This window comes from Pseudomonas sp. BB438 (assembly GCF_057180225.1).
This window is the reverse complement of the sequence record NZ_CM170001.1, coordinates 1,499,311-1,520,325: the sequence shown is the minus strand read 5'-3', so window position 1 is coordinate 1,520,325 and position 21,015 is coordinate 1,499,311. Positions and strand designations below refer to the sequence as shown.

At 65.3% G+C, this 21,015-nt stretch carries 9 protein-coding genes and 1 riboswitch; of the genes, 4 read left to right on the top strand and 5 right to left on the bottom strand.

Translation table 11 applies throughout. The annotated features are described in order from the left end of the window. Positions 1-116: 116 nt before the first annotated feature. Both AC1ZV1_RS07070 and AC1ZV1_RS07065 read left to right on the top strand, forming a co-directional pair. Positions 117-11,924 (top strand): retention module-containing protein, encoded by an 11,808-nt coding sequence (locus AC1ZV1_RS07070; protein ID WP_484296072.1) that lies wholly within the window; start codon positions 117-119, stop codon positions 11,922-11,924. Between the two features lie 116 nt (positions 11,925-12,040). After that, complete coding sequence (locus AC1ZV1_RS07065) at positions 12,041-12,370, top strand: tryptophan synthase subunit beta (RefSeq protein WP_484296071.1); 330 nt, start codon at positions 12,041-12,043, stop codon at positions 12,368-12,370. Positions 12,371-12,958: 588 nt separating this feature from the next. On the opposite strand, the gene lapD is transcribed toward AC1ZV1_RS07065, so the two are convergent. The 3 genes from lapD to AC1ZV1_RS07050 all read right to left on the bottom strand — a co-directional run bounded on the left by lapD (position 12,959) and on the right by AC1ZV1_RS07050 (position 17,808). Continuing rightward, complete coding sequence (lapD, locus tag AC1ZV1_RS07060; RefSeq protein WP_484296070.1) at positions 12,959-14,902, bottom strand: cyclic di-GMP receptor LapD; 1,944 nt, start codon at positions 14,900-14,902, stop codon at positions 12,959-12,961. A 61-nt stretch (positions 14,903-14,963) separates the two neighbouring features. Then, complete coding sequence (gene lapG, locus AC1ZV1_RS07055) at positions 14,964-15,668, bottom strand: cysteine protease LapG (RefSeq protein WP_484297518.1); 705 nt, start codon at positions 15,666-15,668, stop codon at positions 14,964-14,966. A gap of 166 nt (positions 15,669-15,834) precedes the next feature. Continuing rightward, on the bottom strand, positions 15,835-17,808 hold the full coding sequence (locus AC1ZV1_RS07050) for an alkyl/aryl-sulfatase (RefSeq protein ID WP_484296069.1): 1,974 nt from the start codon (positions 17,806-17,808) through the stop codon (positions 15,835-15,837). 97 nt (positions 17,809-17,905) lie between these two features. On the opposite strand from AC1ZV1_RS07050, the gene AC1ZV1_RS07045 reads away from it, so the two are divergent. After that, entirely contained in the window at positions 17,906-18,814 is a 909-nt protein-coding gene (locus AC1ZV1_RS07045; RefSeq protein ID WP_484296068.1) for a LysR family transcriptional regulator, read from the top strand. A gap of 3 nt (positions 18,815-18,817) precedes the next feature. Here AC1ZV1_RS07045 and AC1ZV1_RS07040 read toward each other — a convergent pair whose 3' ends face one another. Together AC1ZV1_RS07040 and AC1ZV1_RS07035 are read right to left on the bottom strand one after the other, a co-directional pair. Beyond that, on the bottom strand, positions 18,818-18,979 hold the full coding sequence (locus tag AC1ZV1_RS07040; RefSeq protein ID WP_484296067.1) for a hypothetical protein: 162 nt from the start codon (positions 18,977-18,979) through the stop codon (positions 18,818-18,820). Between the two features lie 121 nt (positions 18,980-19,100). Next, a complete protein-coding gene (locus AC1ZV1_RS07035; RefSeq protein ID WP_484296066.1) occupies positions 19,101-19,358 on the bottom strand; it encodes a DUF1145 domain-containing protein in 258 nt (85 codons plus the stop codon). A gap of 266 nt (positions 19,359-19,624) precedes the next feature. Further along, a riboswitch (guanidine-I (ykkC/yxkD leader) is annotated at positions 19,625-19,723 on the top strand. A gap of 57 nt (positions 19,724-19,780) precedes the next feature. Between AC1ZV1_RS07035 and AC1ZV1_RS07030 the strand changes: the two genes are divergently transcribed. Further along, on the top strand, positions 19,781-20,845 hold the full coding sequence (locus AC1ZV1_RS07030) for a putative urea ABC transporter substrate-binding protein (RefSeq protein WP_484296065.1): 1,065 nt from the start codon (positions 19,781-19,783) through the stop codon (positions 20,843-20,845). Positions 20,846-21,015 lie beyond the last annotated feature (170 nt).

The window sequence follows — 21,015 nt, the reverse complement described above, 5'->3', positions numbered from 1 at the left end:
CTATAAGCCATGTTTTTGACGCCAAACTTTTTGCTCTTACAGACAAGGGAATGCCTCCTGAGCCGACCTCGATTGCGGCCGGTCGGCAACCAGGCAAGCCTCACCAGGAGAAGTGCATGAGCAGCGTCGTCGCCGTCGTAAAAAGCATCATCGGCCAAGTGATTGCGGTATCCCCCGAAGGCGCCCAGCGCGTCCTGGTCGAAGGTGACCGCATCTACCAGGGCGAGCAGCTGCTCACCGGCGCCTCCGGCGCGGTAACGCTCGACGTCGGCGAGGGCAAGCTGGTCGACCTGGGTCGCGATACCCAATGGAGCAGCGCCGACCTGCCGCGGGCCGAGACGCACCACGCCGCCGCGCAGCCGGTCAACGCACCGAGCACAGAGGACCTGCAGAAAGCCATCGCCGCGGGTCTCGACCCGACCCAGGCCCTTGCCCCCACCGCGGCAGGCCCGACAGCCGCGCCTTCGGCGGCTGGCGGCAATGGTGGCGTTGGCGGCGGCCACAGCTTCGTGGTGCTGGACGCCACCGCTGGCCATGTTGACCCGAACATCGGCTACACCACTTCCGGCCTGGACAATGGCGGCGCAGCCGCGGACGAGCGCCAGGGCGAACTGCCACCCAACCTCGCGCCGGTATTCAACGACGTCGGCAACGGCATACTGAACCTCACCACCGCCGAGGACACACCGCTCACTGGCGCCTTCTCCGCCCGCGACCCGAACGGCGACCAAATTTCCTACAGTGTCGGTCAGGCGCCGGCCAATGGCGCGCTGGTGCTGAACCCCAACGGCACCTGGCAATACAATCCCAACGGCGACTACAACGGCGCCGACAGCTTTACCGTGATCGTCACCGACAGCCGTGGCGCATCCAGCACCCTGGTGGTGAATGTCGGCATCACTCCGGTGAACGACGCCCCGGTGGCCACGGGCACCTATACCAGTGCCATCACTGACACCGCTGCCAACGACAGCTTCGCCGACATCAAGGGGCAACTGACCGCCACCGACGTCGACGACACCAACCTGACCTGGAGCGGCAGCGCCAAGGGCGCCTACGGGGAACTGACCGTCAACGCCGACGGCACCTACACCTACGTGGTCGACGCCAATGCGGTGAACGCCCTGCCCCTGGGCCAGAACCCGAGCGAACGCTTCACCGTCACCGTCACCGACCCGTCCGGCGCCACCGATACCCGCGTCATCACGATCAATATCCAGGGCGCCAACGACACCCCGGTCGCCCAGGATGGCCAGGCCAGCGGCCAGGAAGACAGCGTGATCGGCGGCCAGTTGGTGGCCACCGACCGTGATACGGGCAGCACCCTCACCTTCACCACCAGCGGCAATCCGCCGGCAGGCCTCACCCTGAAACCGGACGGCAGCTGGACCTTCGATGGCAAGGACCCCGCCTACCAGCATCTGGCCGAGGGCGAGACCCTGGTCGTGCAGGTGCCCTACACCGTCACCGACGAGCATGGCGCCACCAGCACCGCGACCCTCACCGTGACCTTGACCGGCACCAATGACGCGCCGGTGGCCTACGCCGACAAGGTCGGCACCGAAGAAAACACCGCCTTCAACGGCCAGGTTCCGACGGCCACCGACGTGGACGGCACTGTCACCGGCTACCAGCTGACTACTGGCGTAGGCCAGGGTAACGGTACCCTGACCTTCAACGCGGACGGCAGCTACAGCTTCACCCCCGGCAAGGACTTCGACAGCCTGGCCCAGGGGGAAACCCGCGACGTCACCTTCACCTACCAGGCCAAAGACAGCAACGGCGCGCTGAGCGACCCGCAGACCATCACCATCACCGTCACCGGCAGCAACGACGCGCCGGTCGCCAGCGCCACCAGCGGCGCGGTGAAGGAAGACGCGCAGATCAGCGGCCAGCTCGCCGCCACCGACGTCGACCACGGCGCCCAGCTCACCTACACCCTGGACAAGACCGCACCCGCCGGCTTCAGCGTCGACGCCGACGGCAAGTGGACCTTCGATGCCAGCGCCAGTGAGTACCAGCACCTGAAAGCCGGTGCCACCCAGGTCATCAGCGTGCCGTTCACCGTCACCGACGAACACGGCGCCAGCAGTTCCAGCAGCCTGACCATCACCATCACCGGCACCAACGACGCGCCGGTGGCCCAGGCTGCCAACGCCGCGGGCACTGAAGACAAGCTCAGCTTCGGCAAACTGGTCGCCACCGACGTGGACGATGGCGCCAGGCTCAGCTTCAACCTCAACGACAAGGCGCCGGCCGGCTTCACCCTGTTCAAGGACGGCACCTGGGCCTTCAACGGCCTGAACCCGGCCTACCAGAGCCTCGCCGCCGGCGAGACCAAGGTCCTGTCGATCGACTACACCGTCACCGACGAACACGGTGCCACCAGCAGCAACACCCTGACCCTGACCGTCACCGGCACCAACGACACACCGATCGCCCTGCCTTCGCTGACCTTCGTCCGCGAGGACGCGCAGATCAGCGGCGAGCTCAAGGCCATCGATGTCGACAACGGCGCCAAGCTGACCTTCAGCCTCAACCAGGCCGCCCCGGCGGGCCTGACTCTAGGCAGCGACGGCAAATGGAGCTTCGACGCCAGCGATGCCGCCTACCAGCACCTGAAGGCGGGTGCGGTGCAGATCGTCAATGTCCCCTACACCGTCACCGACGAGCACGGTGCGAGCACCCAGAGTTTCCTGGCGATCACCGTCACCGGCACCAACGATGCCCCGCGCGCTGACGCCGCTACCGCGGCCGCCGTGGAAGACCAGGTCAGCAAGGGCCAGCTCACCGCCACCGATGTGGACGACGGCGCCAAGCTGAGCTTCAGCGTCTCCGGCAACCCGCCGGCCGGCTTCGTGCTGAAGACCGACGGCAGCTGGACCTTCGACGGCAGGAACCCGGCCTACCAGTCCCTCGCCGAAGGCGAGACCAAGGACATCGTGGTCAAGTACATCGTCACCGACGAGCACGGCGCCACGGATACCCAGACCCTGACCATTACCGTCACCGGGACCAACGACGCGCCGGTGGCCTATGCCGATACCGCCACCACCGAAGAGAACACTGTTCTCAACGGGCAGGTTCCGGCTGCCACCGATGTCGACGGCACTATCGCCAGCTACCAGCTGACCACCGATGTGGCGCAGGGCAAAGGCTCGCTGACCTTCAACAGCGACGGCAGCTACAGCTTCACTCCAGGCACGAACTTCGATCACCTGGCCGACGGCGAGAGCGACACTGTCACCTTCACCTACCAGGCCAAAGACAACAACGGCGCGCTGAGCGACCCGCAGACCATCACCATCACCGTCACCGGCAGCAACGACGCGCCGGTCGCCAGCGCCACCAGCGGCGCGGTGAAGGAAGACGCGCAGATCAGCGGCCAGCTCGCCGCCACCGACGTCGACCACGGCGCCCAGCTCACCTACACCCTGGACAAGACCGCACCCGCCGGCTTCAGCGTCGACGCCGACGGCAAGTGGACCTTCGATGCCAGCGCCAGCGAGTACCAGCACCTGAAAGCCGGTGCCACCCAGGTCATCAGCGTGCCGTTCACCGTCACCGACGAACACGGCGCCAGCAGTTCCAGCAGCCTGACCATCACCATCACCGGCACCAACGACGCGCCGGTGGCCCAGGCTGCCAACGCCGCGGGCACTGAAGACAAGCTCAGCTTCGGCAAACTGGTCGCCACCGACGTGGACGATGGCGCCAGGCTCAGCTTCAGCCTCAACGACAAGGCGCCGGCCGGCTTCACCCTGTTCAAGGACGGCACCTGGGCCTTCAACGGCCTGAACCCGGCCTACCAGAGCCTCGCCGCCGGCGAGACCAAGGTCCTGTCGATCGACTACACCGTCACCGACGAACACGGTGCCACCAGCAGCAACACCCTGACCCTGACCGTCACCGGCACCAACGACACACCAATTGCCCTGCCCTCGCTGACCTTCGTCCGCGAAGACGCGCAGATCAGCGGCGAGCTCAAGGCCATCGACGTCGACAACGGCGCCAAGCTGACCTTCAGCCTCAACCAGGCCGCCCCGGCGGGCCTGACTCTGGGCAGCGACGGCAAATGGAGCTTCGACGCCAGCGATGCCGCCTACCAGCACCTGAAGGCGGGTGCGGTGCAGATCATCAATGTCCCCTACACCGTCACCGACGAGCACGGTGCGAGCACCCAGAGCTTCCTGGCGATCACCGTCACCGGCACCAACGATGCCCCGCGCGCTGACGCCGCTACCGCGGCCGCCGTGGAAGACCAGGTCAGCAAGGGCCAGCTCACCGCCACCGATGTGGACGACGGCGCCAAGCTGAGCTTCAGCGTCTCCGGCAACCCGCCGGCCGGCTTCGTGCTGAAGACCGACGGCAGCTGGACCTTCGACGGCAGGAATCCGGCCTACCAGTCCCTCGCCGAAGGCGAGACCAAGGACATCGTGGTCAAGTACATCGTCACCGACGAGCACGGCGCCACGGATACCCAGACCCTGACCATTACCGTCACCGGGAGCAACGACCCGGCCGTCATCGGCGGCGTGGCCAGCGTGAGCGTCAGTGAGACCGATGCACCGATCACCACCGGCGGTCAACTGACTGTCACCGACGTCGACGGCCCGGCCAGCTTCCAGGCACAGAACAACGTCGCCGGCCTGCACGGCACCTTCAACCTCGGCACCGATGGCACCTGGAGCTATACCGCCAACAGCGCCTACAACGAGCTGAATGTCGGCGACAAGCTCATCGACACCTTCACCGTGAAAACGGCCGACGGCACCAGCAGCACCGTGACCGTCACCATCAACGGCACCAACGATGTCCCGGTCGCCTCGGCTGACGTCGCCAGCACCGAAGAGAACACCGTACTCAACGGTCAGGTTCCCGCCGCTACCGACATCGACGGCAGCATCGCTGGTTATCAACTGACCACCGACGTGGCACAGGGCAAAGGTTCGCTGACCTTCAACAGCGATGGCAGCTACACCTTCAACCCGGGCGCGGCCTTCGACCACCTGGCCGCCGGCCAGAGCGAGAACGTCACCTTCACCTACCAGGCGAAGGACAACAACGGCGCACTGAGCGACCCGCAGACCATCACCATCACTGTTACCGGCACCAATGACGCGGCGGTGATCACCGGCCAGACCGGCGCCAGCGCCAACGAAACCGACGCCCCGCTCACCCTTGGCGGCAAGCTCGATGTCACCGACGTCGACGGCCCGGCCAGCTTCCAGGCGCAGAATAACGTCGCCGGCCTGCACGGCACCTTCGACCTCGGCACCGACGGCACCTGGACCTATACCGCCAACAGCGCCTACAACGAGCTGAATGTCGGCGATACGCTCACCGACACCTTCACCGTGAAAGCGGCAGACGGCACCAGCAGCACCGTGACCGTCACCATCCATGGCACCAACGACAAGCCGGTCGCCTTCGGCGATACCGCCACCACCGACGAAAACGCCGTGCTGAATGGCCGCGTACCGACCGCAACCGACGTCGACGGCACCATCGCCGGCTACCAGTTGGCGACCAACGTCGCTACCGGTAAAGGCGCCCTGACGTTCAACGCTGACGGCACCTACAGCTTCAATCCGGGCACCGCCTTCGACCACCTGGCCGCTGGCCAGAGCGAGAACGTCACCTTCACCTACCAGGCGAAGGACAACAACGGCGCACTGAGCGACCCGCAGACCATCACCATCACCGTCACCGGCACCAACGACAAGCCCGTTGCCTACGCCGACACGCAGACCACCGAGGAAAACACCGTTCTCCACGGCCAGGTCCCGGTTGCCACCGACGTCGACGGCACCATCGCGGGTTATCAACTGGCCACCGATGTGGCACAGGGCAAAGGCTCGCTGACCTTCAACGCCGATGGCAGCTACACCTTCACACCGGGCACGGCCTTCGACCACCTGGCCGCCGGCCAGAGCGAGAACGTCACCTTCACCTACCAGGCGAAGGACAACAACGGCGCGCTGAGTGACCCGCAGACCATCACCATCACCGTCACCGGAACCAACGATGCCCCGGTTGCCGTGCCGGACACGGCACACACCAACGAAGACACGGCCATCCGCATCGACGTACTGAGCAATGACACCGATGCCGAACACGACACCCTGATCGTCACGGGCGCCAGTGCCGGCAACGGCACCGTCGTGATCAACCAGGACGGCAGCCTGAGCTACACGCCGAAGGCCAACTTCAGTGGCTCCGACACCATCACCTACACCATCAGCGATGGCAAAGGCGGTACGTCGACCTCCACCGTCGCGGTGAGCATCGAAGCGGTGGCGGACCAGCCCAACCTGAGTCTTGATGGCAGCAGCAGCCACCCGAACGCCACCGGCCTGAGCGTGGACACCTGGACCGGCCTGGCCCTGGGCAATGGAGGCAGCGGCGCAGCGCCGGCCGACCTGCAGGCGAAGATCGATGCCGCCGGCACCCCGACCACCCACGGCTCCACCGATACGGTGCGCAACACCGACGTCACTGCCGGCACCGCCACCAAGGTCAGCGGCCTGATCTTCCTCGAGGCCGGCCACACCTATACCTTCACCGGCGCAGGCGATGACAGCGTGCGCCTGGTGATCGGCGGCAGCACGGTCGCCGAAGCGACCTGGGGCGGTAGCAGCGGCACGTTCAGCGGCACCTTCACTCCGACCGAGAGCGGCTATTACCCCATCGCCCTCTACCAGCACAACCAGAGCGGCCCGGGCAACTACAGCCTGAGCATCTCCGACAACGGCAGCACTGCGCAGGTACTGGGCACCGGCAATGCGCTGGTGTACCACAACACCAGCGAGCTGACCGGCAGCGGCGAGCGCCTGTCCGACCTGACCGGCAGCACCGGCCAGAGCCACTACAAGGTCTTCGGCCTCAATGAAGGCAACGAAGACACCGCAATCAACCTGTCGAAGATCAAGGCCGCGCTGGTCGACACCGACGGTTCGGAAACCCTGTCGGTGAGCATCGGCAAGATTCCGGCAGGCGCCACCCTCAGCGATGGCAAGAACAGCTTCACTGCCGACGCCACCCACCACAGCGTCGACCTCAAGGGCTGGAACCTCGACACCCTGACGCTGACTCCGCCGGCCGACTTCAATGGCACCATCAAGCTGGAAGTCAGCGCGACCGCGACCGAGTCCAGCAACGGCGACACGGCTACCCGTACCGCCGACCTGAACGTCACCGTATACGCGGTCAACGATGCGCCGACCGTCAGCGGTGCCCAGAACCTGAGCACCGATGAGGACACGCCGGTTTCCGGGCAGATCCATGCCAGCGACGTCGACGGCGATAGCCTCACCTACGTCGTGAAAAACGGCAGCGGCCCGGCCAATGGCACGGTGATCTTCGGCAGCGACGGCCACTACACCTACACCCCCGCCGCCAACTACAACGGCAGCGACAGCTTTACCGTGGTGGTCAGCGACGGCCATGGCGGCAGCGTCGAGCAACTCGTCACTGTCGGCATCGCGCCGGTAAACGATGCGCCGGAAGCCAAGAACGACCTGCAATCCACTGGCGAGAACGCCACGCTATCGAAATCCGTACCGGTCGCGACCGACATCGACAGCGCGATCAACCCCAACGGCTACGCCCTGGTGAAAGACGTCGGCGCCGGCAACGGTACCCTCACCTTCAATGCCAACGGCAGCTACGTGTTCAATCCGGGCACTGATTTCGACAGCCTCGCTCCGGGCGAGAGCCGCCAGGTGACCTTCACCTACACCGCGAAGGATGCCCAAGGCGCGGTCAGCGCTCCGGCTACCGTGACGATTACGGTCAACGGTGCGAACGACACTCCCGAAGGTACCGACAAGACCATCGTTCTCGACGAGGATGGCAGCCGCGCCTTCGCTGCCGGCGACTTCGGCTTCCGCGATGTCGACCACAACGACGCCCTCAGTGCCGTGCGCATCGACAGTCTGCCCACCAATGGCACGCTGACGTTCAACGGCAGCACCGTGAGTGCCGGCCAGGTGATCAACGCAGCCGATCTCGGCAAGCTGGTCTTCACCCCGGCGGCCAACGGCAATGGCGACAACTACGCCAACTTCACCTTCTCGGTGAAGGACAGCAATGGCGCGTTCGATACCACGCCGAACAAGATCACCCTCAACGTCACCCCAGTGAACGATGCACCGGTGGCCGTGAACGACAACTTCACCCTCAGCGGTCTGAAGGGCAGCTACTGGGGCTACAACGAAGGCCCGGACGGCGCCAACCTGACCACCCTGAGCCAGGTGACCACCTTCATGGCCGGGCACAACCCGAGCGCCACCTTCACCTCCACCACGCTGAACTACAACCTCAGCGGCGGTGACCTGGGCGGCGACGGCAACCTGCAGAAGTTCCTCGGCAATGATGCCGGTTCACTGAACACCGACCCGGCGAACACTTCCGATGCGATCATCCAGCTCACCGGCGCGATCAGCCTCAACGCCGGCAACTACCAGCTGCGGGTCAACGCCGACGATGGCTTCAGCATCAAGATCGACGGTGTGGAAGTGTTCAAATACGACGGTGTTCAAAGCCCGACCGGTCGCGAATCGGCGGTGTTCACCATCGCCCAGAGCGGCAACCACAGCATCGAGATCGTCTACTGGGATCAGGGCGGCCAGGCGCAACTGCAGGTGGAAATGCGTCCGCAGGGCGGCACCTACACCACCGTCGGCGGCACCGCGCTGACCCACGCCGTGAGCGAGCTGGTGACCAACGAGGACACCCCGCTGACCATCGCCCCGCAGACCCTGCTGGGCAACGACAGCGACGTGGACGGCGACAAGCTCTCGATCATCAGCGTCCAGGGCGCCGTCAATGGCAGCGTGAAGCTCGAGGGCGGCAACGTCGTCTTCACGCCGACCAAGGACTTCAACGGCGCCGGCAGCTTCACCTACACCATCAGCGACGGCCACGGCGCCACCAGCACCGCCACCGTCACTGTGGGTGTCAACGCGGTGAACGATGCACCGGAAGCCAAGAACGACCTGCAGACCACCGGCGAGAACAACACGCTCAACGGCCAGGTACCGGCAGCTACCGATATCGACAGTGCGATCAACCTCAATGGTTATGCGCTGGTACAAGGCGTGGGCGCCGGCAACGGCACGCTCACCTTCAACGCCAACGGCAGCTACGTGTTCAACCCGGGGACTGACTTCGATTCACTGAACGTCGGCGAATCGCGCCAGGTGACCTTCACCTACACCGCGAAGGACACCCAGGGTGCGGTCAGCGCACCGGCCACCGTGACCATCACCGTGACCGGCAGCAACGACCTGCCCACCGCGACCGACAGCACCCTGACCCTGAACGAGGACGGCAAGCGCAGCTTCAGCGCCAGCGACTTCGGCTTCAGCGACAAGGATGCCGGCGATGCACTGAAGGCGATCCGCATCGACAACCTGCCCACCGCCGGCAGCCTGACCCTCAACGGCCAGTCGGTGACCGCCGGCCAGGTGATCGCCGTCAGCCTGCTCGCCAGCCTGGTCTACACCCCGGTGGCCAACGCCGCGGGCAGCACCTATGCAACCCTGAAGTTCTCGGTGCAGGACAGCCACGATGGGTTCTCCAGCTCGTCCAGCACCCTGACCTTCAATGTCACTCCAGTGAACGATGCGCCGCTGTCGGCGGACGGTTCGGCCAGCGTCTACGCCGGCAAGACCTACACCTTCGCCCTCAAGGACTTCGCCTTCAGCGACACCGCGGACTCCGCCAACGGCCAGACCCACAGCCTGCAGAACATCCTGATCAAGGCTCTGCCGACTACCGGCAGCCTGCTGCTCAACGGTCAGGCCGTGAGCGCCGGCCAGTCGATCAAGGCCAGCGATGTTTCCAGCGGGAAACTGACCTTCGTCCCGGACGGATCGGGCAGCAATGCGCACTTCGAGTTCGCAGTGCAGGACAGCGGCGGCGTGGCCAACGGTGGCGTCGATACCTCGGGCACCTATGGCTTCGACATCCATGTCGGCCAGGTACAGATCCCGACGACGACCCCCAACGGCGACAACACACTCACCGGCGGCTCGGGTGATGACGTGATCCTCGGCGATGTGGGCGGCATCAAGACGCTCACCCAGGGCGGCACCAACTACAACATCGCCCTGGTGGTGGATACCTCCGGCAGCATGGCCTACAACCTCGCCGGCCAGTCGGGCGCGGCGTACGCCGACTCGCGCATGAAGCTGGTCAAGGACGCGCTGATCAACCTGGCCAACGAGCTCAAGGGCCACGACGGGATCATCAACATCTCCCTGATCGGCTTCCAGAGCAGCGCAAGCCTGAAGGTCAGCATCAGCGACCTGTCCGATGCCAACATCAATCAGTTGCTCAACGCCATCGGCCAATCCCAGTCCCAGGGGCTGCAGGCCACCGGCGGCACCGACTACCAGGAAGCGTTCGGCCAGGCGGTCAGCTGGTTCAACACCCAGAAGAACGGCTACGAGAACATCACCCTGTTCCTCACCGACGGTGACCCGACCGAGTCCAGCGGCAGCGGCACGCTGATGCAGAACACCACGCAAGCCTTCGCCAGCCTCTCGGCGCTCAGCGAAGTCCGTGCCATCGGCATCGGCACCAATGTCAACGAGAGCACCCTCAAGTACTTCGACAACACCAACGTCACCGGTGTCGGCACGGTGTCCTACACCACCACTTCGACGCTGTTCACCTTCGACAACAACAGCGCCCTGCCAGGCTGGACGCTGACCAAGAGCGGCACCGGCTCCGTCGGCATCTCCGGCAACAAGCTGTCCATGACCGACACCAGTGCCAGCGGCTCCACCACCGCCATCACCTCGGACCTGACCGTCGCCAAGAACAGCACCTCGACCTTCAGCTTCGACTTCACCGAAAGCATGCGCAGCGGGGACACCTTCACCTGGACGCTGAAGCAGCTCGTCAACGGCGCCTGGTCGACGATCGAAACGCACACGCTGACATCGTCGTCGAACAACGCCACCTACTCCACCGACAAGGCGGTCGGCGAAGGCACCTATCGCATCGACTACGTGCTGACCGACAACACCTCTGCCGGCACCGCCACCGTCACGCTCGACAACCTCAAGCAGATCACCACCACCCAGGCACCCACCGGCCAGGTGGATATCGTCAAGCAGGCCAGCGACCTCACCGCCGCACTGCATGGGGGCTCCACCTCGACCGAGCTGGCGCCCTCGGGCCACGACACCATTTCCGGTGGTGCGGGTGACGACATCATCTTCGGCGACACCATCAACACCGATAACCTGCCCTGGGGTGTCAATGGCAATCCGGCCAAACCGGCCGACATGCCGGCGGGTTCGGGTGTCAGCGCGCTCTCGGCATTCCTCGAGCTGAAGAATGGCCACGCAGCCACCAGCGACGAGATGTACGACTACATCAAGGCCAACCACGCGCTGTTCAACGTCGACGGCGATACCCGTGGCGGCGACGACCACCTGTATGGCGGCGATGGCAACGACATCCTCTACGGCCAGGGCGGCAACGACTTCCTGTTCGGCGAGAATGGCAATGACATCCTCTTCGGTGGAACCGGCAACGACCAGCTCACGGGCGGCAAAGGCGACGACATCCTCACTGGCGGCGCGGGTGCCGATACCTTCATCTGGAGGGCCGGTGATATCGGCAAGGACACCATCACCGACTTCAACGCCGGCGAAGGCGACCGCATCGACATCAGCGACCTGCTGCCGGAGACCGCGCACAACGACATCCTCAGCTACCTGAAGGTCGATACCTCGACCTCGACCCTGCAGGTGAGCACCACCGGGCAGATCAACACTGGCGGCGCGGCGGACGTGACCATCAAGCTGAGCGGGGTCGACCTCTCGGCCTACGGTTCGACCTCCACCGAGATCGTCAACAAGCTGGTGGCGGGTTCCGACCCGGTGGTCAAGACTGAGCATCACTGATCCGCGGTTGCCGCAAGGCTTCCAAGCGGTCAGGCTCTGACACGACGACAGCGGGGCCGCCCTTCGGGGTGGTTCCGCTGGCGTTCCTTCACATCATGAGTAATGGGGACGGGTCGATGCTGTACATCCAGCGCAACGCCGAAGGGAAGATCGCGCGCGTCGAGGACGCCGAGTTCGAAGGCGCCACCGGCACGCTGCCGGCGGACCATCCGGACATCCAGGCCTGGGCGGCCGAGAGCAGCCTGCTGCAGCTCAAGCAGAGCGACCTGGACATGATCCGGGTGCTGGAGGACCTGATCTCGGTCCTGATCACCAAGGGCGTGATCCGCATCACCGACCTGCCGCCGGCAGCGCGCTCCAAACTGCTCAACCGGACCCAGGCCCGCGAGGCGCTGGGCGGGCTGACCCGGCTGATCAACGATGACGAGGAAACGGGGCTGATCTGAGCCCCGTTTTCTTTCAGGTCCACGCTGACGATCCGGTTGTCTGTAGGAGCGAGCTTGCTCGCGCACCAGCCCCGCTGCGAGGCCCGGTTCGCGAGCAAGCTCGCTCCTACGAAAAGCCCAACGCCCTGATCTGGCTCTGGCTCTGGCTCTAAAAGGGCTTCCAGAAAAATCTCAGCGCACTCCGACTGCCCCGTTCAGGAGGCCTCGTTGAAGCGGAGTTTCAGGGGTTGAGCGACATGGATGTCGCGAGAGCGTCGATGGGCCAGGGATGGCCCTTCGACGCGTGCCCCTGAAACTGCGCTTCAACGAGGGAATTTTTCGCCTAGGCGAAAAACCGGATGTCCGGGGCAAGACCTTTGCCTTCTTTGGGGGGGGGCGGCCATCCGTCGTTTGCCAAAGTAGGTCGCCCGAGGGGGCGAAACACAGGGTCCGCGCACACGCCGAAGCGACGCTGAAAACCTTGGAGCAAAGCAGACACATCGCGGACAGAGTCCGCTCTTACGTGAACGGAAATGCCCGCGTAACCCTGTAGGAGCGAGCTTGCTCGCGAACAGCCGGCCAGGGCGGCGTCGCAAGCGAGAACTCAGATCACCACGGCGCCGGCCCACCGAACAGTTGCCCCTGCACGCCCTGGATGCCCATCTCCTTCAGCACCCGGAACTCCCCCGCAGTCTCCACGCGCTCGGCGATCAGCGGCAGGTCGATGCTGTGGGCCGCGCGCTGCATCGCCTCGATGAACAGGCGCTTGTCGTTCTCCTGGTCGATATGGCGGATGTGGCTGCCATCGACCTTGAGGTATGCCAACCCCAGCCGCGCCAGGTTGCCAATCATGCTGAAGCGCCCGCCAAAGTGCTGCAGGCTCAGGCGATAGCCCAGCTCGCCCAGGCGACGGGTCAGCGCCTCGAGTACCGGCTGTGCCGGCAGCTGGTCTTCTTCCAGCTCCAGGGTCAGGCGTCCGGCGAATTGCGGGTGCTGGCGCAGCAGGTCGAATACGCGGGTGGTCGCCCACTCATCGCGCAGCAGCGCGGCAGACAGGTTCAGCGCCAGTGGGCGATTGTGCCTGGCCATGTCAGCCAGCACGCTTTCGAGCATCAGCAGGTCCAGCCGCGCGGTCCAGCCGAAACGGTCCAGCCAGGGCAGGAAGCGCCCGGCGGCGATACTGCCGCCCTGCCCGTCCGGCAGGCGCGAAAGCACCTTGTAATGCAGCACCACCTGCGGATCGGCGCAGGACACCACCGCCTGGAAATGCAGCTGGAAGCGCTTGTGCATCAGCGCCTCGTCCAGCAACTGGTGCCAGCTGTGGCGCTCCTCGGCGACAGGCTTGGCACCGCCCTGGAGCAAGGCCCAGCAACTGTCGTTCTGCCGCTCGGCCTGGGCCAGCGCCTCGTCCGCGCGCTGCAACAGCGCCTGGGCGGATTCGCCGGAAACGAAAGGCACCAGGCCCAGATACGCCACCGGGCTGACGTCACTGGCCCCGGTGGTGACCAGCGCGGCGAGCATGCCTTCCATGCGCATCGCCAGGGCCGGCGCATCCTCGGGCATCAACCCCGGCGCCAGCATCACGAACTCGCCGCCACGGCTGCGCGCCAGGGTCAGGCCTGAACCCAGGCCCTGTCCGGACAGGCGCAACTGGTCGGCCACCGCCTTGAGCAACTGGTCGACACGCTGGCCGCCCAGCCGCTGGTTGAGCCCAGCCAGGTCATTCACCCGCAGCACCAGCAGCGTGCCGCTGCTGACCTGGTCCTCGGCGCTCAGCCGGTTGTTGAGCTGCATGTCGAAGAAGCGTCGGTTGCCCAGCCCGGTCAGGCTGTCCTGGTAAGCCTCGTCGCGCAGGCGTTCACTGCGCTGGGCCTGCTCCTGGAACAGCGCCTTGAGCTTCTCCACCATCTGGTTCATCGCTTGCACCACGCGGCGCAGTTCGGGGGTGCGCGGCAGTTCGGGCAGGCTGAGGAATTCGCGACGGGCGATGGCATGGGACTGCGCCACCATGTAGTCCAGCGGCTTGAGCTGGCGGCGCAGCAGGATGGCACCGAGCACCGCGCTGGCGATGCCACAGAGCACCAGCCAGAGCAGGCTGCCCAGGGCGCTCTGCCAGAGCTTGGCGATGGCGAACATCGGGTGACTGAGCACCTCGACCCGCGCCGCTTGGGTCCAGCCGCGGCTGACGATGGCATCACCGCCGGCCGAGTGCAGGTCGATCAGCGAGATGAACCACTGCGGCACCTTGGCCGCGACCGCGTCGGGCACGCCGGTGCGCTCCACCATCACCTTGCCGGTGGCGAGGTCGATCACGCGGATGCTCTCGAAGTAGCCACTGTCGAAGATCGAACTGACCATCAGCTCGACCATCGCCGGGTCGTCGATGTTCGGCGTCAGCGACAGGCCCAGCGCGGTGGCCGCGTCCTGGGCGTGGGAGCGCAACTGGTTGCCGTACTGCTCGCGGGAGCTTTCCAGGCCGACCATGAAGCTGCCGCTGAAGGCGACCACCAGGAACAGGCAGATGGCGATCAACAACTGTTTGAACAGGGACATCGTGTCTCCAGGCTCCTTCGATGGAGCTATTCGTGTCGGCGGAGCCTTTGATTCGTTGAAGCTATTCGTCCTGCGGAAAGCCTTCGGCCTTCATTTTCTTCAGCAGGTCCTGCCAGCGCGACAACCGCTTGCTGTCGCCCACCTGCTTGCCGCCGCCCGCACCACTGCCGGCGAGCCACAGGCCTTCACCGTTGAACGCGTAGACCGGCTGCAGATCGCTGCGCTGGCTGGCCGGCAGGATGCTGCCGATCAGGTTATCCAGCACCAGCGGCACGGCGTCTGGCCGTGGATAATACGTGAGCACCATATGCGCCTGGTTCAGGCGCAGCGCCTTGACGTAGGTAATGCGCAGCTTCTGCGCCGGCACGCCCAGATGTCGCAGGCTGATGTACTTGGCGATGGCGAAGTCCTCGCAATCGCCGGCGCCCTTGAACAGCGCCTCGACCGGCGTGGCCCAGTAGTCCACTTCGTGCCAGAGGCTGAGGTCGTCGGTGAAACGCAACTGGTCGTTGAAGAAGCGATTGACCGCCTGCAACTGCTCCCGTTCCGGCACGGCAGCCTGTTCCGCGAGCAGCTTCTGCCAGGCATCGATACGCACCTGGCCCTCGCCCAGCGGACCGTAACGCTGCGTCGACTGCTGGCTGATCCGCCTGAAATCCCATTCGGTCTGCTGCGCCCCCGCCAGAACGCCGAGCGACGTCACCAGCACCAGGGCCAACGGCCCCGGCCAGCAACGACGCAACACCCTGGAACAACGGCTGAGCATGATCGCGACGACTCGACTGCGAGCGCCGACAACCAGCTGCGGGCGCAGGGGAGGCATGGTGCAGACTGGCGGCGGAAAAAACAATGGCACAATGCAATCATTGCATTGTGCCATCCAGGGGAGACGCGGCCTGGAAGGGAGCCAGCCGCGCGGGGTTGGGGATCGATCAGCTCTTCTGCGGCGGCGTGACGATGTCGAACCAGAAGTTGAAGTCCTCCAGCATGCCGAACAGCTTGGGCAGCAGCAGCGGGTTGCCCGAGCTCTTGAGCTTGCCCTCGAACACCAGACGTACCGGCGACACCTGCTTGAGCATCAGGCGGTTGAGGTCGGCGCGATCGATGGTCACGGTCTGCCCGGCGTTCTCGCTCTGCACGCCCTTGATGTTGTTCAGGTGCGAGTTCTTCAGTTCCAGCAGGTACTGCTCGTTCTTGTCCGGCAGCACCAGGTTGATGGCGAAGTCCTCGCCCTCGGCCTTCTCCGCGTTCAGGCGCACGCCCAGGTAGTCGAACAACAGGCCGGTATCCATCGCCGCCAGCGCATCGGGGCTGCCCGACTTCATCGACGGCAGGTCCTTGGGCACGCCGTTGCGCAGTTCCTGCGCGGCCATCAGGTAGCTGTTGCGCCAACCGGCGTTCTCCGCCTGGTAGCCGAGCTGTTCCAGGGCGTCCGCCTGCAGGTTGCGCGCGGCCTGGTTGGTCGGATCGGCGAAGACCAGCTTGTTGACCACCTCCACGACCCAGCGGTACTCGCCCTTGTCGAAGGACGCCTTGGCCATCTGCAGCAGGTGGTCTGCGCCGCCCATGAACTCGACGTACTTCACCGCCGAATCCTCCGGCGCCAGCGGGTTCAGGGTCGCCGGGTTGCTGTCGTAGTAGCCCAGGTACTTGTTCACCACCGCGCGCACGTTGTGGCTGACGCTGCCGTGGTAACCGCGGTTGAACCACTCGTTGGCCAGCTCCGGCGGCACTTTCAGGCGCTCGTGGATCTGGTTGATGGTCACGCCGTTGTTGGCCAGGTGCAGGGTCTGGTCGTTGAGGTAGCCGTACATGTCGCGCTGCTTCTCCAGGGTGCGGACGATGTCCTCGTGCCCCCAGCGCGGCCAGTTGTGCACGGCGAACATCACCTCGGCCTTGTCGCCGAAGCGGTGCAACGCCTCGTTGATGTACTTGCTCCAGCCCAGCGGGTCGCGAGTTTCGGCACCGCGCAGGGTGTAGAGGTTGTGCAGCGTGGCGGTGACGTTCTCGGCCATCAGCAGCGCCTTCTGCTGCGGCAGCCAGACGTTCATTTCCGCCGGCGACTCGGTGCCCGGCGTGTTCTGGAAGGTGAAGGGCACGCCGTCGATGTCCATGTCCACCAGCGAACCATCGACGGTCCTGGTCGGCGCGATGATGCTCATCGGTCCGTGGGCGACGCCCTTGCCGATGGCCATGTCGACCAGCCCTTCCGGTCCCTTGGGCAGCATCGTGCCGTACTGGTAGGTGGCTCGGCGCAGCATGGCGTTGCCGGCCAGCACGTTCTCCTTGATCGCCGCCTCCATGAAGCCCTTGGGCGCAATGATCTGCACCTCGCCCTTGTCCACCTGCTCCTGGCTCACCAGGCCCTTCACGCCGCCGAAGTGGTCGATGTGGGCGTGGCTGTAGATGACCGCGCGGATCGGCTTCTGCCCCAGCTCCTGGCTCACCAGCGCATAGGCCGCTTTGGAGGTCGCCGGCGTGGTCAGGGTGTCAATGACGATCCAGCCAGTCTTGCCTTCGATGAAGGTGGTGTTGGCGAGGTCGAAGCCGCGCACCTGGTAGATGCCATCGGTGACCTTGAACAGGCCATAGCTGAGGTTGAGCTGGGCCTGGCGCATCAGACTCGGGTTGACGCTGGCGACGTCCTTGGCGGCCTTGAGGAAATCAAAGCCGCCCAGTTCCCAGGCGACGGTGCCGTCCTCGTTCTTGATCACGAGGCTCTCGGGACGCTTGATCAGGCCCTTCTCCACCCGGTCGAAATCGGCGCGATCGCTGAAGGGCAGCGACTGGCGCATCTGCTCCTGTGCAGCCTGGGTGAAGGACGTCGGGGGCTTGGGCTGTTCGGCGGCGAGCAGCAGGCCGGGGCAGAGGCTGGCGAACAGTACGGCAGCGGAAAGACGGGACATCGGAGGACTCCGGACTTTGTTGTTGTGCTCGCACTATGCCGGCCGCTGCGTTAATAATTCCAATGCATTCCTATTCAACAATCGATGCAGGACGCGCATGAGCGATCTCCGCCAGCTACGTCACTTCGTTGCCCTTGCCGAGCACGGCCACTTCGCCCGCGCCGCCGATGCGGTGAATCTCAGCCAGCCCGCCCTGTCGCGCAGCATCCAGGCGCTGGAGGGCCAGCTGAGCTGCCGGCTGGTGGACCGCAACCCGCGCGGCGTCACCCTCACCGCCCATGGCCGGCTGGTGCTGGAGCACGCGCGCCGCCTGCTGGCCGGCGATCGCGCGCTGAAGAACGCGGTGCTGCAACTGGCGGATCTGGAAACCGGTGAGCTGCGCCTGGGCGCGGGCCCCTTTCCCGGCGCGCGCTTGATGCCGCAGGTGCTGGCGCGCTACAGCAGCGCGCACCCGAAAGTCTCGGTCCTGCTCTCCATCGAGAACTGGAGCGAGCTGCACCAGCGCCTGCTGGACGACGAACTGGAACTGTTCATCGCCGACTACCGCGAACTCGAAGGCGACAGCCGCCTCGACATCCTGCCGTTGCGGGTGCACCGCGGCGTGCTGTTCTGCCGACCGGGGCATCCGCTGATCGGCAGCGTGCCGTCGGTGGAGCGCGTGCTCGACTACCCGCTGGCCGGCCCGCGCCTGCCGCGCGATGCCCACGAAGGGCTGGCGCGAACATTGGGTCGCGAGCAACCGCTGAGCGTGCAATGCGATGACGTGCTGATGCTCAAGGAGCTGGTGAAAGGCAGCGACGTGCTCTGCCTGGCCACCTGGGATGTGGTGGCTGCGGATGTGCAGGCCGGCACCCTGGCGGTGCTGCCCTGGCCCAGTGGCGATGGCGCAGGGCGCGGTTCCGCCTACGCCCTGGTGCGCCATGCCAGCCGCAGCCTGTCGCCTGCGGCCAGCCAGTTCGTCGAATTGTTGCTGGCGGAAGACGCGGCGTTCAACACCGCGTCATGAGGCTCAACGGCGCCAGCCCTGGTACGGGCCACCGTAATAGGCCGGCGGAGGTGCCGGGCGATAGTAGTGCGGGCGATCGTGCCAGCCACGGTCGTGGTCATGCTCGTAGACCACGCAACCGGTCAACGGAAGGATCATCAAAACAGCAGCGAAGATACGACGCATGGCGCCTCCATCAAGCGAGCCGGCCGCCCGCAGGATGCGGGGCGTACATTCTTCCGGTCTCACAGGATCAGACACCCGGGTCAGAAAGCGGTGCCACGCGCCAAGGTAAAGCTTGAGTAAATCAGCCGTTTACAGTCCCCAGGCGGCGAACCTTGCGGCTCTGCAGGTGCAGCACACCGAACAGCAGGACCTGCACCTTCTCCGTGACCGAACGCCGGCGCGCCAGCAACAGCACCTCGCCCACATGCACCACCAGCAGAATCGAGGAGAGCCACAACAAGGGGCGATGCAGCTCGCCAAAGGGGTAGATCAGGTTGAGCACGGCGGCGACCCAGAACATGGTCAGCGCGCCCTTGGCGAAGCTCAGCAATTCGGACATGGCGATGGATTCCTCAAGGTGAAGGTCGCTGCAGTCTGCCGTCCGACACGCGCCATACGCTCCTGCCTTTCGACTGGCTCGCGCACCAGGATGCGGCGCTGCGCCTCATTTGAGGGCGACCGAACGCCCCGGTGTGCAGCGGATTATCCGGTGCAACCTGCCGCAGCCCTTCTGCCCCGGCACTTTCGCCGACTTGGCACGCCGCTCGCTTTGCTCCCGACGTGCAGGAACGATCCGAAGCATTCGGACAGCGGCACCACAATCTGACAATGGATGACTAGGGTTCCGGCTCGCGCGGCGAGTGGCTGGTCCGAGAGTCATCGACCTCCAGCGAGGTTACACGGCGGGACAAAAGCCCGGGAGACGAGAGCGACACGTGCCGCCCGACTCCTGCCTGCCCGACAATCGACTGGAGATGCTCCATGCGCAAGCCCCTTCTGACCGCCCTGTTCGCCGCCGGCCTCGCCGCCTTCAGCCTCTCTGCCTCCGCCGCCGCGAAGAACAGCTTCAACCTCTGCTGGACCCTCTACGCCGGCTGGATGCCCTGGGAGTACGCGGCCAGCCACGGCATCGTCGACAAGTGGGCGAAGAAGTACGGCATCGAGATCAAGGTCACCCAGCTCAACGATTACATCGAGTCGATCAACCAGTACACCGCCGGCCAGTTCGACGGCTGCACCATGACCAACATGGACGCCCTGACCATCCCGGCCGCCGGTGGCGTCGACTCCACCGCGCTGATCGTCAGCGACTTCTCCAACGGCAACGACGGCATTGTCCTCAAGGGCGAAGGCAAGACCCTGGCCGACCTCAAGGGCATGAACGTCAACCTGGTGGAGCTGTCCGTCTCCCACTACCTGCTCGCCCGCGCGCTGGAAAATGCCCGGCTCAGCGAGAAGGACGTGAAGACGGTGAACACCTCCGACGCCGACATCGCCGCCGCCTTCAACACCGACGACGTGCAGGCCGTGACCACCTGGAACCCGATGCTCGCCGAGGCCCGCGCCAAGCCGGGCACCACCGAGGTGTTCAACTCCAGCCAGATCCCCGGCGAGATCATGGACATGATGGTGGTCAACAGCGCGGTCCTGAAAGACAACCCCGCGCTGGGCAAGGCCCTGACCGGCGCCTGGTTCGAGACGGTAGCGCTGATGCAGGGCGAGAGCGCCGAAACCCGCGCCGCGCTGGAGCACATGGCCAAGGCCTCGGGCACCGATCTCGCCGGCTACCAGAGCCAGCTCGCCACCACCAAATTGTTTGCCACGCCGCGAGAGGCGCTGGCCTTCGCCACCAGCCCGAAACTGCCGGCGACCATGGACAAGGTCGCAGCCTTCTCCTTCAGCCACGGCCTGCTCGGCGAGGGCGCAAAAAGCGCCGAAGCGGTCGGCATGAGCTTCGCCGGCGGGCTCACCACCGGCGATGCGCAGAACCTCAAGCTGCGCTTCGACCCGACCTACGTGCAGATGGCAGCTGACGGGAAGCTCTGAGGCGCCCTCACATGGCACCTCATTTCATTCCCGAAGCCCCTCTCCCCCGCCCTCTCCCTGAAGGGAGAGGGAGCTGTCCGTGCCGGCTGACGCCGTGGTTTCAACCTGCACAGAACGGTCCCCTCTCCCTTCAGGGAGAGGGTTAGGGAGAGGGAGGCTTCAACAGGAAC

What these genes read in the sequence shown, in the direction of transcription:
- AC1ZV1_RS07070 (WP_484296072.1), top strand. Translation starts at nt 117, where the DNA reads ATGAGCAGCGTCGTCGCCGTCGTAAAAAGCATCATCGGCCAAGTGATT.
- AC1ZV1_RS07065 (WP_484296071.1), top strand. Translation starts at nt 12,041, where the DNA reads ATGCTGTACATCCAGCGCAACGCCGAAGGGAAGATCGCGCGCGTCGAG.
- lapD (WP_484296070.1), bottom strand. Translation starts at nt 14,902, where the DNA reads ATGTCCCTGTTCAAACAGTTGTTGATCGCCATCTGCCTGTTCCTGGTG.
- lapG (WP_484297518.1), bottom strand. Translation starts at nt 15,668, where the DNA reads ATGCTCAGCCGTTGTTCCAGGGTGTTGCGTCGTTGCTGGCCGGGGCCG.
- AC1ZV1_RS07050 (WP_484296069.1), bottom strand. Translation starts at nt 17,808, where the DNA reads ATGTCCCGTCTTTCCGCTGCCGTACTGTTCGCCAGCCTCTGCCCCGGC.
- AC1ZV1_RS07045 (WP_484296068.1), top strand. Translation starts at nt 17,906, where the DNA reads ATGAGCGATCTCCGCCAGCTACGTCACTTCGTTGCCCTTGCCGAGCAC.
- AC1ZV1_RS07040 (WP_484296067.1), bottom strand. Translation starts at nt 18,979, where the DNA reads ATGCGTCGTATCTTCGCTGCTGTTTTGATGATCCTTCCGTTGACCGGT.
- AC1ZV1_RS07035 (WP_484296066.1), bottom strand. Translation starts at nt 19,358, where the DNA reads ATGTCCGAATTGCTGAGCTTCGCCAAGGGCGCGCTGACCATGTTCTGG.
- AC1ZV1_RS07030 (WP_484296065.1), top strand. Translation starts at nt 19,781, where the DNA reads ATGCGCAAGCCCCTTCTGACCGCCCTGTTCGCCGCCGGCCTCGCCGCC.